13 protein-coding genes and 3 pseudogenes are annotated in these 13,170 nt (G+C 58.1%); 7 read left to right on the forward strand and 9 right to left on the reverse strand.

Features of this window, described 5'->3' with window-relative positions:
• Positions 1-14 precede the first annotated feature (14 nt).
• The 6 genes from nifA to K6N12_RS31435 all read left to right on the forward strand — a co-directional run bounded on the left by nifA (position 15) and on the right by K6N12_RS31435 (position 5,204).
• Complete coding sequence (nifA, locus tag K6N12_RS31410) at positions 15-1,703, forward strand: nif-specific transcriptional activator NifA (protein WP_018247198.1); 1,689 nt, start codon at positions 15-17, stop codon at positions 1,701-1,703.
• A gap of 213 nt (positions 1,704-1,916) precedes the next feature.
• Complete coding sequence (gene nifB / locus K6N12_RS31415; RefSeq protein ID WP_004678520.1) at positions 1,917-3,395, forward strand: nitrogenase cofactor biosynthesis protein NifB; 1,479 nt, start codon at positions 1,917-1,919, stop codon at positions 3,393-3,395.
• Between the two features lie 34 nt (positions 3,396-3,429).
• Positions 3,430-3,636, forward strand: coding sequence for a 4Fe-4S binding protein (locus K6N12_RS31420; RefSeq protein ID WP_008536545.1), 207 nt, complete (start codon positions 3,430-3,432; stop codon positions 3,634-3,636).
• 64 nt (positions 3,637-3,700) lie between these two features.
• Positions 3,701-4,018, forward strand: coding sequence for a nitrogen fixation protein NifZ (locus tag K6N12_RS31425; protein ID WP_004678515.1), 318 nt, complete (start codon positions 3,701-3,703; stop codon positions 4,016-4,018).
• 4 nt (positions 4,019-4,022) lie between these two features.
• A complete protein-coding gene (nifT, locus tag K6N12_RS31430) occupies positions 4,023-4,235 on the forward strand; it encodes a putative nitrogen fixation protein NifT (protein WP_004678514.1) in 213 nt (70 codons plus the stop codon).
• 30 nt (positions 4,236-4,265) lie between these two features.
• Positions 4,266-5,204: an SIR2 family NAD-dependent protein deacylase gene (locus tag K6N12_RS31435; RefSeq protein ID WP_004678511.1), complete on the forward strand. Its 939-nt coding sequence runs from the start codon at positions 4,266-4,268 to the stop codon at positions 5,202-5,204.
• Here K6N12_RS31435 and K6N12_RS31440 read toward each other — a convergent pair.
• The 5 genes and pseudogenes from K6N12_RS31440 to K6N12_RS31455 all read right to left on the reverse strand — a co-directional run bounded on the left by K6N12_RS31440 (position 5,201) and on the right by K6N12_RS31455 (position 9,673).
• The gene (locus K6N12_RS31440; RefSeq protein WP_010030077.1) at positions 5,201-6,157 is read right to left on the reverse strand and encodes an IS481 family transposase; all 957 of its coding nucleotides are present in this window, start codon (positions 6,155-6,157) and stop codon (positions 5,201-5,203) included. The two genes, K6N12_RS31435 and K6N12_RS31440, sit on opposite strands and share 4 nt — an antisense overlap.
• Before the next feature lie 533 nt (positions 6,158-6,690).
• Positions 6,691-7,794, reverse strand: a complete 1,104-nt coding sequence (hisC, locus tag K6N12_RS31445; RefSeq protein ID WP_004671991.1) for a histidinol-phosphate transaminase — start codon at positions 7,792-7,794, stop codon at positions 6,691-6,693.
• A 158-nt stretch (positions 7,795-7,952) separates the two neighbouring features.
• Positions 7,953-8,500: pseudogene (locus K6N12_RS31450) on the reverse strand (adenylyl-sulfate kinase); the annotation flags it as partial.
• A 42-nt stretch (positions 8,501-8,542) separates the two neighbouring features.
• Positions 8,543-8,719, reverse strand: a pseudogene (locus K6N12_RS35115) (hypothetical protein); the annotation flags it as partial.
• Positions 8,720-9,166: 447 nt separating this feature from the next.
• Positions 9,167-9,673: a helix-turn-helix domain-containing protein gene (locus K6N12_RS31455; protein ID WP_004671987.1), complete on the reverse strand. Its 507-nt coding sequence runs from the start codon at positions 9,671-9,673 to the stop codon at positions 9,167-9,169.
• 442 nt (positions 9,674-10,115) lie between these two features.
• On the opposite strand from K6N12_RS31455, the pseudogene K6N12_RS31460 reads away from it, so the two are divergent.
• Positions 10,116-10,383, forward strand: a pseudogene (locus tag K6N12_RS31460) (IS481 family transposase); the annotation flags it as partial.
• A 27-nt stretch (positions 10,384-10,410) separates the two neighbouring features.
• Here K6N12_RS31460 and K6N12_RS31465 read toward each other — a convergent pair.
• The 4 genes from K6N12_RS31465 to tnpA form a co-directional block, all read right to left on the reverse strand.
• Positions 10,411-10,710, reverse strand: coding sequence for a hypothetical protein (locus K6N12_RS31465; protein WP_004671980.1), 300 nt, complete (start codon positions 10,708-10,710; stop codon positions 10,411-10,413).
• Positions 10,710-12,342 (reverse strand): IS66 family transposase gene (tnpC, locus tag K6N12_RS31470; RefSeq protein ID WP_100225622.1). Its coding sequence is split into 2 segments (ribosomal slippage): positions 10,710-11,871 and positions 11,870-12,342, totalling 1,635 coding nucleotides; the frame shifts between segments, so codons are not numbered across the junction. Before tnpC ends, K6N12_RS31465 begins: the two co-directional genes overlap by 1 nt.
• Complete coding sequence (gene tnpB / locus K6N12_RS31475) at positions 12,318-12,752, reverse strand: IS66 family insertion sequence element accessory protein TnpB (RefSeq protein WP_018247201.1); 435 nt, start codon at positions 12,750-12,752, stop codon at positions 12,318-12,320. Before tnpB ends, tnpC begins: the two co-directional genes overlap by 25 nt.
• Complete coding sequence (gene tnpA / locus K6N12_RS35120; protein WP_074063725.1) at positions 12,749-13,156, reverse strand: IS66-like element accessory protein TnpA; 408 nt, start codon at positions 13,154-13,156, stop codon at positions 12,749-12,751. Before tnpA ends, tnpB begins: the two co-directional genes overlap by 4 nt.
• Positions 13,157-13,170 lie beyond the last annotated feature (14 nt).

Below are 13,170 nucleotides of genomic sequence, written 5' to 3' on the forward strand. Positions count from 1 at the left end.
TACCTGCTGGACCTATGCGCCAAGCGGGCACGCAGCGCAGCGGAATCTACGAGATATCAAAGGTACTGACTGCCCCCGCCCGGCTAGAGATTACGCTTGCCAACGTCGTGAACGTCCTCTCTTCCTTTCTGCAGATTCGATGCGGAGCAATCGTTGTTCTAGACGCTGAAGGTCAGCCCGAGATTGCCGCAACTGGCGACATCCCCCCATCCTCTCAATCAGCCGCTCGAGGCGTTATACCTAAGGCCGTAATCGACCATATCGCGACGACCGGTATGCCCTTAATCGTAAAGGATGTCAGCAAGTCCGAATTATTTCAGGCTGAGCCGCAACCGCCTTGGAGCAGCGGCACCGTCCCAATTTCTTTTATTGGCGTTCCGGTAAAAGCCGATAATAAAATACTTGGCACAATATCGATCGATCGCGTCAGGAACGACGCCGCCCCCTTCCCCGCCGACGAGGACGTTCGCTTTCTGACCATGGTCGCCAATCTGGTCAGTCGGACGATCAGGCTTCATCGTTTCCTGAACCTGGAGGGTCGGCGACCTATCGGCGAACAGGAGAGATCGGAGAAGCCGATCATCGCGCAAAGGGGCGCGCCGGGCCGACATCCACCCGTCAAAATCGACGGGATTATCGGGGATAGCCCGGCTCTCCAGCAGGTGGTTGAAACCGTCTCGGTGGTGGCGAGGACGAATTCCACCGTGCTTCTGCGGGGCGAAAGCGGCACCGGCAAGGAATTTTTTGCACAGGCGATCCATGAACTTTCCCCTCGTAAAAACAAGCCGTTCGTCAAATTGAACTGCGCCGCGCTGCCCGAAGGCGTCCTGGAATCGGAGCTGTTTGGGCATGAAAAAGGGGCTTTCACCGGGGCCATCGCGCAGCGCGCCGGACGCTTCGAACTGGCAAATGGCGGAACGCTTCTGCTTGACGAGATTGGCGAGATTTCGCCCGCCTTTCAAGCCAAACTGCTGCGCGTCCTGCAGGAAGGCGAACTGGAGAGGGTGGGCGGAACCAAGACGCTTGCGGTCGACGTCCGGCTCATATGCGCCACGAATAAGAACCTCGAGATGGCTGTTGCAAACGCCGAATTCAGGGCCGACCTGTATTACCGCATCAGCGTAGTTCCAATTGTCCTGCCGCCGCTTCGAGAGCGACCCGGCGATATCCCACGCCTTGCGAACGCTCTTCTTGACCGATTCAACAAGGAGAACCAACGCGAGCTGACGTTTTCGTCGTCGGCGATCGAGGTGATGTCGCAATGCTATTTCCCAGGTAACGTCCGGGAACTCGAAAACTGCGTGCGAAGGACTGCCACCCTTGCGCGTTCAAGCTCGATCGTTTCGTCTGATTTTGCCTGCAAGAACAGCCAGTGCCTTTCGTCGCTCCTCTGGAAAACCGACGGGTCGCCCGGCGGCATCACCGTCGATGGGCATGCCCGGAGCAATGTGATGCCGACTTCATCGCCGCGCTCGGGCGGGAGCATCGGTGCGTCGGACGAGGTATCTTCCGTCAAGGCTTGTGATCCGCACGGTTCCGGTTGTCCCGCAATGGAGTCGCGCCTCACGCAACGGGACCGGTTGATCGAGGCGATGGAAAAGGCCGGGTGGGTTCAGGCCAAAGCGGCTCGTATTCTCGGCCTTACGCCTCGTCAGGTCGGCTATGCTCTACGCCAGCATCGCATCGAGGTGAAAAAGCTTTAAGCGCCTGGGTGATGTTGGACCTTCTCGATCTCCAATGCCTGGTTTGGTGGCTTACGGACAACTCTTTTGTCGACTGTCGGAAGCTTGACAAGTCTGTGTCCGAACACGGTCGGAATAGAGCAATAAACGCAAATTCTTAAAGCAAATCCCGTCCTTGGGATGGCATGGCTTTTGCGTTTTGAAAGGCGACGTCAACTAGCAACGGAGCACTCAATGTCCGCACCGATGATTTCGCTTGAAAGTGCGACCAGCACGACATCCTTGGATCAATTGCTGGCGACCGCGAAACCGAGTGGCTGCACATCCTCGTCATGTGGCGTGTCCACAAAACCGGCCGACGTGGACCAGGCTATCTGGGCGAAGATCAAAAACCACCCCTGCTATTCAGAAGAGGCTCACCATTATTTCGCGCGCATGCATGTCGCGGTCGCACCAGCCTGCAATATCCAGTGCAACTATTGCAATCGTAAATATGACTGCGCCAACGAAAGCCGCCCTGGGGTCGTCTCGGAAAAGTTGACGCCAGACCAGGCGCTGCGCAAGGTCATTGCCGTCGCCAACGAAGTGCCGCAGCTTTCCGTGCTGGGTGTCGCCGGACCGGGCGATGCCTGTTACGACTGGAAGAAGACAAAGGAAACGTTCGAACGAGTTGCGGGGGAGATCCACGACATCAAGCTGTGCATCTCCACCAACGGGCTTGCGCTGCCGGATCACGTCGCCGAACTTGTCGACATGAATGTCGATCACGTGACAATTACGATCAACATGGTTGACCCTGAAATCGGCGCAGAGATCTATCCCTGGATCTTTTACCGCAACCGTCGTTACACCGGCATCGAAGCTGCCAGAATTCTGCACGAGCGGCAAATGGTGGGCCTGGAGATGCTGACCGCGTGCGGCATCATCACCAAAGTCAATTCGGTGATGATTCCTGGTGTCAACGACGAACACCTGGTCGAGGTAAATAAATGGGTCAAGGAGCGGGGGGCGTTCCTGCACAACGTCATGCCGCTTATTTCCGATCCGGCCCATGGCACCTACTACGGCTTGACCGGACAGCGCGGCCCGCGGGCGCTCGAATTGAAGGCGCTCCAGGATCGTCTCGAAGGCGGCGCAAAGCTAATGCGCCATTGCCGGCAATGTAGGGCCGATGCCGTCGGCCTGCTTGGGGATGATCGGGGCCAGGAGTTCGCACTCGACCAGCTTCCCGGAGAGATCACCTATGACGCCCGTAAGCGCGAGGCCTATCGGGAAGTGATCGCCCGCGAACGCGGCGATCACGCGACCGCCAAGAGCGAGGCAATCGAGACAGTCAAAGCAGCCGGCGATGGGTCCCTCCACGTCGCGGTCGCGACAAAGGGTGGCGGTCGCATCAACGAGCACTTCGGCCATGCGAAGGAGTTCCAAGTATACGAAGCTTCGTCGAGAGGCATCACCTACGTCGGGCATCGCAAGATCGAACAGTATTGCCTCGGAGGCAGGGGCGAGGAAGCCACCCTCGACGGCATCATAACTGCGCTGGTCGGTATTGACGTCGTGCTATGCGCCAAGATCGGGGAGTGCCCTAAGACTAAGCTCATGGAGGCCGGGGTTCGGGCAACGGATGCTTATTGCTATGACTACATCGAGACCGCCATCGGCACCCTCTACGCCGCCAAGTTTGGCGTCGAACCACAAGCGGCGACGGCGTGAGCGCTCTTAATCCAACATCTTCAGGAGTTTAAAAATGGCCTTCAGGATCATAGCGTCCCAATGCACCCAGTGCGGTGCCTGCGAGTTCGAATGCCCCTCCGGTGCGATCAGGTTCAAAGGTGAGATCTACGTTATCGACCCGGAAAAATGCACCGAATGCAAGGGTACCTTCGAAACGCAGCAATGCGCGGAGGTTTGCCCCGTGCCGAAGACCTGCGTCCCCGCCGCACCTGCGATTTGACCTTCAGCATGGTCGGGGCTCCTGCGGAGAAGCCTTCAATGATATCCTGCAAGGAGGAATGCCCATGGGCCTTGGACGTGAACAGGAGGTCGAAATCCACAGGCCTCCACGATTTACACCCGGCGAGCGGGTGCGGGCCAGACTTCACGTAAAGAATGACGGCACCTATGCTGGCAAAAAAATTGGGGAAAATTTGGTGCGGAAGGGCGACGAAGGCTATGTGCGCGACATCGGCACCTTTCTCCAGCAGTTTTACATCTATGCCGTCGAATGGGTCGAACGTGGCACTATCGTCGGCATGCGTGCCCGTGAACTGACGAGTCTAGACAACGCCGCTGCTTGCGGCGCTGCTGAAATCGCGGGGCCCCCAACGGAGGAATAGCGACATGAAGATAATGATTCGGAGAACGAGCGCCGGCTTGTCGGCTTACGTACCAAAGAAAGATCTCGAAGAGCCGATCGTAGATGTCGAGGCTGATGACATGTGGGGCGGCACGATCACTCTCAGGAACGGCTGGAGACTCGTCTTGCCCAAGCTATCGCGGGATACGCCTCTGCCGATCACCGTCCACGCAAGGAAGATTCCTGACGAGGACTGATGCTGCAAACGAGAGGTAAGAGAAAACAGCATGAATAAAATTTTGACCTCGGACCGTCTCCTGATCATTCGCAACGGTGACGCCGAAAAAAGACTTAGGCTGCTTCAGGAAGCGCTCGCTGCGGATCGGATCGTTCCCTATCTCGGTCCGGATCTCCTTCGGCTGCAATCCACGGAACCACCTGTACCGGACACCCCGGAAGCCGTCTCCGCGGCACTCAACGAACGCACACCTGCCCCTTCCAGGATACGCAGCAATATGTGGTCAGTCGCGCAGTTTATTGAACAGCGACGGCATCGCCGGACGCTTCAGGCCTGGATGGCAGAAATATTTGGAGCACCCGTGGCGCCGACCGCCCTCCACGACTGGCTCGCAACGCTGCCGCTCTCCCTTATCGTCGACGGTTGGTACGACGGGACAATGCGTGCGGCTTTCGCGAAGACCGGTCGAACGGATGTCGTCGAGATTCAGGGCGTCACGCGTGCAAACGGCGGCGGCGACATTTGGACAAAAACTTACGATCTGTCCGGGAGAGACGTCGAATGCGTCGCAGCGCCAAAGACGGTCCTCTATGCGCCGTACGGCAGTGTTATACCAGCTTCGAACTTTCTGGTGTCCGATTCCGATTACGTGGAAGTCCTAACCGAAATCGATATCCAGACGCCAATACCTGGAATGGTGAAAGAACGGCGTATAGATCGCGGTTTTCTTTTCATTGGCTGCCGCTTCAACGATCAGATGCTCCGGATCTACGCTCGACAGATCATCAAGCGCTCTCACGGCCCCCACTTTGCAGTACTTGATGCGGAAGGCCTTACCAAAAACGAGCGCCGTTTCCTTGCAGCAAGCGGAATCACGGTGGTCGACCTGCCGATCGGCGAAGCCGCGGCTCTGCTTGTACCATTTGGTAGCAAGGCGGATGGTGACCATGGCCGCACGGCTCCCGCTTCGAATCTCTGTAGCGGCTAGATGTGGAGCCTCAACAGGTTGTCCTTGATCAGGCCGAGGCTACTGACGGGCGGTTTGGATTGTAGGCTGCCGTGCGGGCGATGCCAATTGTAACGGTGGAGCCAGAGCGGCAGGTCGGCGGCGCGCTGCTGCGAGGTTTCGTAGGCCTTGGCATATGCCCATTCGCGCAGTGCGGTCTGGACGAGGCGTTCGGCCTTACCATTTGTCTTCGGCGTATAGGGTTTGGTGCGGATGTGTTTGATGCTGAGCCGCCGCAGCGCCTTGGCGTATCGATGGGAACGGAAGCTTGTGCCGTTGTCGGTCATGACGCGCTGGACCTTGACGCCATGGGCTTTGAAGAAGCGCAAAGCATTGAAGAGAAAGCGCAGACAGGAGCGTCGCGTCTCGTCGGGTAATATTTCCAAATAGGCCAGGCGTGAGTGGTCGTCGATGGCCAGATGGACGTATTCCCAACCGATGCCGCGGCTGTTGCTCTGCCCCGTGCGATCGCCGGTGATGCGGTGGCCGGTTCGGTTGAATTTGCCGAGTTTCTTGATGTCGATATGGATGAGTTCGCCGGGCTGGTCGCGTTCGTAGCGCCGCACCGGCTCAGCCGGGGCCAAGGCCTTGAGCTTGTTCAGGCCAAGGCGCTTGAGGATGCGGCTGACTGTGGCTGGCGAGACACCCGTCTCCTTGGCGATGTGTTGGCCGGTCATGCGCAGGCGGCGTAACGTCTCGATCCGGGCGGCGGTGGCCTGCGAGGTCGGATGATACAGGCGGTGCGGTCGGGAACTGCGATCATTGAGACCGGCCTCGCCCTCCCGTCGATAGCGCCTTACCCACTTATAGACAGTCTTCACGCAGACGCCGAAAGCCGCAGCGACGGCCATCGGTCGCTGTCCTTCCATCAGCACGCGGTGCGCAATTACCGCTCGACTGAGCGGCGTGAGGCGGGCATTCATATGGATGTCCATTCGGTCCCCCGAGAATCACTGAAGCTTCGACAACCTCAGCTTTCCCGGTCCGGATCGAATGGACAACCTATTGGAAGCTCACAGCTAGAGTGCCGCAGATTGAAAAAGTTCTGTTTCTGCCAAGTTCGAATGCCATACTGCCCACGTTTGCTGGCGTAGGGGATTGCGGGTGGGATCAATGGCGATGAGCGAGCGTGATCTTTAGCGGATCGAGGTTCTGTCGCAGGTGATCGACGGAAGATCGGCGACGACCGCAGATTACTGTTCGCTCAATGTCAATGCGAAGGACCGATTATGAAGAAACCTAAACCATTCCCAATACAGCGGCAGAGCCGCGGCCGGAATCGCCAGAAATAAGCCTCGCATCGGCCACCGGGTGCTCCACTCGTGCGCCAATAACACGCGTAATCAACGGGATCGAGACGGCACACGCTTTACGGTCTTGCGCTTATTTGTGATCTTTATCCCACAATATGGACTTCGATACCTGGTGTTTCCAAGTGACAAGCAGTGTGGCCAATAATTCTAACCGCCTAGCTCTGCGTCTTCATACTTCCAGAAATGATGTCCCTGGCGGCTGAAAGGAACCCGTCCATTTGGGTTCTGGTGCCGATGCTGACGCGGATAAAATTTTCCAAACCGGCATCGGGAAAGACGGCTACAAGTATGTTCTGCCTATCCAAAGACGCTTGCCACCATTTGCCATCTCGTCCGGGTGGCACCCGAGCTAGCAAAAAGTTTGTGTGGGAGGGAATGACAGAAAAGCCCAATTGAGACAAGGCAGTGGTCGTTCTGTGTCTTTCATGTTTAATATATCTGTGGTTCTCGTCGTAGTCGGCGCGGTGCGAAAGGATACTAATGCCCACCGCATGGCCGATCACGTTCATGTTAAAGACATTTTGCAGGTTGCGTAGCCTCCCAATAAGTTCAGGATGACCAAAGCCGAAACCGACGCGAATTCCCGCGGCTGCAAAGCCTTTCGAAAGTGTTCTCAATACTAGAAGGTTTGGATGACGATCGACAAGGCGCAGGGCATCATCGGGTGCAAAGTCGACATACGCTTCATCCACCACTATCAACTGGTCCGATTGCGCGACGAGGCGGTCGATTTCAGCCACCGGAACGAAGGTTCCCGTTGGATTGTTCGGATTGGCCAGCAGTATGAATTTTGCATCTTTTGCTGGACCAAGAAGCAGCTGCTCGATTGGCAGAGAATAAGACTCGCCCCATTCGATTTCGAGAAATCTGGCACCCTGCAACTTGGCCAGTTTGCGGTTAAAGGAAAAACCTGGCGATATCATCGCAACGCTATCTCCCGGGTCGAGGAATGCTCTGTAGATGAGCCCAAGCAGCTCCGACGAGCCGTTCCCGGCGACCACCTGATCCTGGGAGAGGCCATACGCGCTGGCGGCTGCGTCGCGCAAGCTCAGATTGTCATCTTCGGGATACAGATAATGCCGTTCGAGGGCCGCCAGCGCACTTTGCATCACCATCATCGGCAACGGAAACGGATTCTCATTCGTGTTTAGTTTAACGCAGTTCGCATCTCGCCCCGGTTGATTGGAGGGTAGCGCATTTAGCTGTCTCGCCATCGGCGAAAGAGCCGAAAGCACGGCTTGCAGCTTTGCATCAGCCATATCTTTTCTCCGTTTCAGTAAGCCGAGTCGTGAGCGCGTGATCGGCTGTCTCCTGTTGAAGCCACATCGGACGTTGGCGCGGCCCGCCTGCGGGCTGCTACGGTCGCCGCGTAGTTGATAGGCCAGGGACCGCCGCGGCCGCTTCAAGCCGCCAATGGTCAAGCCTCCCCACTCTCACACTCATGCGTCACTTGCTCCATTCGCCTTTCGAGGAACTGTTCGATCTCAAACGCCAACGCCGCAGGGTCGTGGCCAACCGTTTCGAGATGTAATTCAGCGCCCTCAGGGATTTCGTACGGCGAGGAAACGCCGGTGAAATTGGCGATCTTGCCGGCGAGCGCCTTCCGATAAAGCCCCTTCGGATCGCGTCGCGCGCATTCCTCAAGCGGCGTGTCGACGAGGATTTCAATAAGCTCCCCTCCTCCATCAGCTCGGCGACCTCGGCAACGCGGCGGATGTTCTCGACGCGATCGGGTTGATTGAAGCCAGGTCGCGATTGAGCCCGTGGCGCACGTTGTCGCCGTCGAGGATGTAGGTGTGCTTCCCGTGGGCATGCAGCAGCCGGTCGAGCGCATTGGCGATTGTCGACTTGCCGGAGCCGGAAAGTCCAGTGAACAAAAGGAGGACGGCTGGCTGCTGACTCTTCATCGCCGCGCGCGCCCTTGTCAGCGTCGGTCGCCTGCCAATGCAGGTTGTCGGCGCGCCTTGCCCAGCTTTGGCTGCCACTGAAATTGAAGACCCCGGTCGGCCCTTGGGCTTTGCGAAAGAGCTCGGGAGGATCGACGTGGTCGATGAGTTCCAGCTCGTTTTCCCAGCACAGCTTCCACCGCACCTCAGAACGCATGCAAAGACCTCCTTTGGTATTTCCTGCTGCTGTTTTTGAAGCACGCACTGTGCGATCGAAGCAGTGGCCACCCCGATGCATGTCGGCGCCGTTGCTCGGGTTCGCGCTATAGCCAGTCCGGATCGTCAAATGTTTCGCCGTCACTCGCGTCTGAGATCATTCCTAATGCATCATCACGGGAGATTGGTAAAATGGATTGTATGAATGGAATTATCGATGCTTTGTATGTCGAATATACGGGTTTCTTAGACTTTGACGTGACCTCCCTGGCACTCGCGGCGTAAAGACGACCGCGCGTCCCCTCCAGCGGCCGAAAGCAGGGATACGTTGGACCAGTTGACCCAACTGCGCCCTCCCCGGTTTACCCACCTATGTCCCGGAGTGGCGATGAACGGTCGCCAGCTAGTCCTAACCGCCTGCGCAAAGCTCGCTTCGGCAACCTGCAACGGCGCGAGCGGTTGGTCGCGGTTTCTGATGGAACTTCATCAGGGACGCACGTTCTGTTTATTGAAGCTAGCGATCTACGTCCTATTCGCGATCGTCTGCAGTGGCGCTGGTAGACGCGACTTTCATGGCACGATCGCCGCTATCGCTACCGGTCTCGTCTATGCGGCTTAGTAAGCTGAAAATATCTTGCAAGATCTCTTCATCGAAAGTCCGCAACTTCACGATAGTAGCCAGCAGCAGAACCGCTTTGGTTTCCGTTTCGCCCCAAAGATAAGGTGCCGCCGGGGCGATAATTTCTTCCGGAGTGGCATCCAAAACCTCACACAGATGAATCAGTCGGCTCACGGTCAAGCGGGATACTCCATTTTCGTACCGGCCGTAGACCTGCTTAGTGATGCCAAGCAAGGGCGCCAGTTTCGAGCGCGGGAGTTTTCGCTTATCGCGGGCTTCGCGAAGGCTGATGCTGATCAAGTTTTCGAGTTCGGCGCTAAGTGCAATCCGTCCGTCAAAAGGTTTTCGATAGACCGGCTTGTCTATGCCTGGATCATCGACTTGTTGCAAACCGAGTTCATTAATCCATTGCTTCAATGGTGGTCCTGACATTGCTCCGACTGAGGTAAATGCGCCGAAGCTCTTTATACGGAAAGTGATGTGCTTGGAACCACCAATGTTTCGTTTCGATCTCATTTGGCGCATTTTGGGCCACGCGGACCTCACCCGATAGCTATCGTTCACCAAAATATATCAGTGATTGCAAGTACATACACATAGATCACACCGAAATCGCTTCACGCAAGGATTATCCACTTGCGCCAAATTGGCTATGACCCTCAGTGATTTTGGTGATAACGGTCGCTTCATTTCCTCGTCTAGCTCCCGGGACGTCGTGTGCGGGCATGGTGGCCTTTTGTCCTGCACGCGGAGCTCTCGGTTCACGGCAAACCAATCACGGCTCCGCGCGCTGGCTGCTCTGGTGTTTGGTTCCGGCATTTGATGGTGCAATATTTTCCTTGGCATGGAGGGAAGCACTATGGGCCAGGTTCTACACGGGAGCGCCACGACGACAGAGGCAATCCGTCGAGCAATAGTGAAGAGAGCCTGAGAACGCTTTCGAAGCGATACGGGATCAACCAGAAAACCGTGGCGAAATGGAAGAAGCGGACATCGTTGGTCGACCTTCCTACAGGCCCAAGGACCCACACTCGACGACCCTTTCCCTCGAAGAAGAGGCCGCTATCGTCGCCTTCCGCCGGCACACGTTGCTGCCGCTCGATGATTGCCTCTACGCTCATCAGCCGTATCCATCCGGCGAAGGCCGCGAGGGCTTATGATTTCGGCTCGTCTGCCATGATGCGTTCGATCTTGTCGCGATCGCATTGCTCGTCGACAAGGAACTGCCGAACACCTCCTTCCCAGGTGCGGATATCGGCGAGGAACTCCTTCAAGCTTTCGATGCCCCGGTCGGTGAAGGTCGTGATGCCCTCTTCGCTGCCGTCATGGGCATGGATCATCTCACCATAGTCGATGTTGTCGGAGTTGCTGGCAACCTCCTGGATGAGTTCGAGGTTCTCGCCAATCAGCGTGGCAACGTAGTCGATCGTGTAGACATGCGTCGGGCGCGCCATCAGGCCGCCACCTGCCGGGCGCTTACGGCGGACCAGTTCCACGGCAATAGTTCCGGCAGCCTTGATACTGGAAGGCTGGGCATGCGGGCGAGCACGTCCGCCAGCCAGGCCTGCGGATCGATATCGTTCATCTTTGCCGAGACGATCAGGGAATACATGAAAGCGGCACGCTCGCCTCCACGCTGGGAGCCGGCGAATAGCCATGCCGTTCTTCCGAGAGCAACGCCGCGCAGGGCTCGTTCGGCGGCATTGTTCGTCAGACACAGTCTGCCGTCGTCGAGGAACCGGGCGAAGGCTTCCCAGCGACCCTCCTTCTCGAACATGTAGTTGATCGCCTTGGCGACGGGGTTGTGCTTCGACATTTGCCCGCGCTGGGCCATGAGCCAATCGTGCAGTTCTTCGACGAGCGGGCGAGCATGTTGCAGCCTCGCTGCGAGCCTATCCTCGGCAGGCATTCCGTTTATGCCGCGCTCGATGTCGAAGAGCGCGTCGATGCGGGCAACGGCCTCGAGCGCGACAGGCGATATCTCGTGGGCAGGTTTGCCCTTGCGCACGTTGCCGGCGATGTCAGCGAGTTCGAAGAATTTGCGCCGCGCGTGGCTCCAGCAAAGTGCGCTGATCACCAGCGCGGGGCGGCGGTCGGCACGATAGAGGTGGTTGTAGCCGCCATAGGCATCGGCTTGCAGGGTGCCGTGCCATCCGGCGAGATACGTGTTGGGGTGGGTCTTCTCGCGATCGGGAGAGAAGTGGAAGAGTGCGGCGGGAGGCGCGCCGCCCGCGAAAGGGCGGTCATCGCGGACGTAAGTCCAGAGCCTCGCCTGCTTTGTTGCTCCCCTGGCCAGAAGCGGCACGGTGGTGTCGTCACCATGCAGCCGTTCGGCGGCCAGAACATGGGCACGGATCAGGTCATGGATCGGCTGCAGGGCCGTCGTGCAGGCTCCGACCTGATCGGCCAGTGTGGAGAGACTGAGAGCGACGCCTTCCCTGGCGTAGCGCTCAGCCTGGCGGTTCAATGGCTGATGTTGGCCGAACTTCTCGAACAGGATTGTCGCCAGCAGGTTGGGTCCCGCCCATCCGCGTGGTGTCGCATGGAAGGGGGCCGGTGGCTGGCTGATCTTGTCGCAGTCCCGGCAGGTGAACTTCTCGCGCACCGTCTGGATCCTTCCACTGGCGCGGAATGATCTCCAGCGTCTCGGTGATGTCTTCGCCCATCTTCACGATGCGGGGCGAGCCGCAGCAGGTGCAGGTCGACGGGGCATCGATGACCAGGCGCTCGCGCGGCAGGTGCTCGGGAAACGGCTTGCGGGCCGGCCGGCGGCGTTCGAAAGCGGAGACATTTGTGATTCTCGTCGCCACGCGTTCCGCAGCGATCTCGTCTTCGGTGGCGTCGGCTTCAAGTTCTTGGAGCTGCAATTTCATTTGCTCGATCAGCCGGGCGCGGCGCTCCGAGCTCTGGCCGTACTGCTCGCGACGTATCTTGGCGATCTCGAGCTTGAGATGCCGGATCATCGCCTCAGACGTCGTCACGACCGCGCGCACCTGTGCGAGGTCGGCCTCGGCAGAGGCGGCACGCGCTTCCGATGCCGCAAGCGCGGCGCGCAGTCTGGCTATCTCCGAAGCAGCATCATCCATGGCCGAAAGCTACCATGCCGCATGCCGAAAGCCCAACAAAAACAGAGGAATGCAGGCGGCCAGCCTGCCTTCGAAGGCCGCTGCGTCCAGCGCGGGTTGCGCCAGTCGATCCCTTCCAGGAGATAGCCGAGCTGCGCCGACGATACAGGCACGGCGGAGCCATTCTGGCTGACCGGCCAGATGAACTTTCCAGCTTCCAGCCGCTTCAGGTAAAGCGACATGCCGACGCCGTCATGCCAGAGGACCTTGATCAGGTCACCCTTGCGACCCCGGAAGCAGAAGACTTCGCCGCCATGAGGATCGCGGCCAAGACCTTGCTGAACCTTCAGCGCCAGGCTGTTCATGCCGCAACGCATGTCCGTCACCCCGCCCGCGATCCACACCTTTACCCCCGCGGAAAACGCGATCATGACCCATCCACGACGGGCAACAGGCGGGCAAGAATGGTCGGATCAAGCGAGGCTGGGATCGTCAGCCGTCGGCCATTCGGCAGGCCGATCTCGATCGTCATGTCGTCTTCAAATCGCAGCCGTGAGGCTACCTCGCAAGATGCCGCCGCCGATGGCGAAATCGTAAGTGGCACGAAGCCCGTTGTAGCGGAACTGCTCAGAAGACCACTACGGTATTCCCAACGCCAACGGGTCAACAATGACCGTGACAATCCATATCGCCGCGCCGTCACCGAGCCTTGCCGAAAGCCTTGTAGACTTTCCTCGACGATCCGAACCTTCTCTTCGTCCGACCAATCCCGTCGGCGATCAAGATCGTCGACGGACAAGACCTCAATGGGGGAAATGATTGTAGCGCATAACATAAGGCATGGACTTA

It is taken from the genome of Rhizobium redzepovicii, assembly GCF_019793435.1.
GTDB classification, from domain to species: Bacteria; Pseudomonadota; Alphaproteobacteria; order Rhizobiales; family Rhizobiaceae; genus Rhizobium; species Rhizobium redzepovicii.

Excerpts from the sequence above, each read along its gene's own strand:
- nifA (WP_018247198.1), top strand. The coding sequence starts at position 15 with ATGCGCCAAGCGGGCACGCAGCGCAGCGGAATCTACGAGATATCAAAG.
- nifB (WP_004678520.1), top strand. The coding sequence starts at position 1,917 with ATGTCCGCACCGATGATTTCGCTTGAAAGTGCGACCAGCACGACATCC.
- K6N12_RS31420 (WP_008536545.1), top strand. The coding sequence starts at position 3,430 with ATGGCCTTCAGGATCATAGCGTCCCAATGCACCCAGTGCGGTGCCTGC.
- K6N12_RS31425 (WP_004678515.1), top strand. The coding sequence starts at position 3,701 with ATGGGCCTTGGACGTGAACAGGAGGTCGAAATCCACAGGCCTCCACGA.
- nifT (WP_004678514.1), top strand. The coding sequence starts at position 4,023 with ATGAAGATAATGATTCGGAGAACGAGCGCCGGCTTGTCGGCTTACGTA.
- K6N12_RS31435 (WP_004678511.1), top strand. The coding sequence starts at position 4,266 with ATGAATAAAATTTTGACCTCGGACCGTCTCCTGATCATTCGCAACGGT.
- K6N12_RS31440 (WP_010030077.1), bottom strand. The coding sequence starts at position 6,157 with ATGGACATCCATATGAATGCCCGCCTCACGCCGCTCAGTCGAGCGGTA.
- hisC (WP_004671991.1), bottom strand. The coding sequence starts at position 7,794 with ATGGCTGATGCAAAGCTGCAAGCCGTGCTTTCGGCTCTTTCGCCGATG.
- K6N12_RS31465 (WP_004671980.1), bottom strand. The coding sequence starts at position 10,710 with ATGGCGCGCCCGACGCATGTCTACACGATCGACTACGTTGCCACGCTG.
- tnpB (WP_018247201.1), bottom strand. The coding sequence starts at position 12,752 with ATGATCGCGTTTTCCGCGGGGGTAAAGGTGTGGATCGCGGGCGGGGTG.
- tnpA (WP_074063725.1), bottom strand. The coding sequence starts at position 13,156 with ATGTTATGCGCTACAATCATTTCCCCCATTGAGGTCTTGTCCGTCGAC.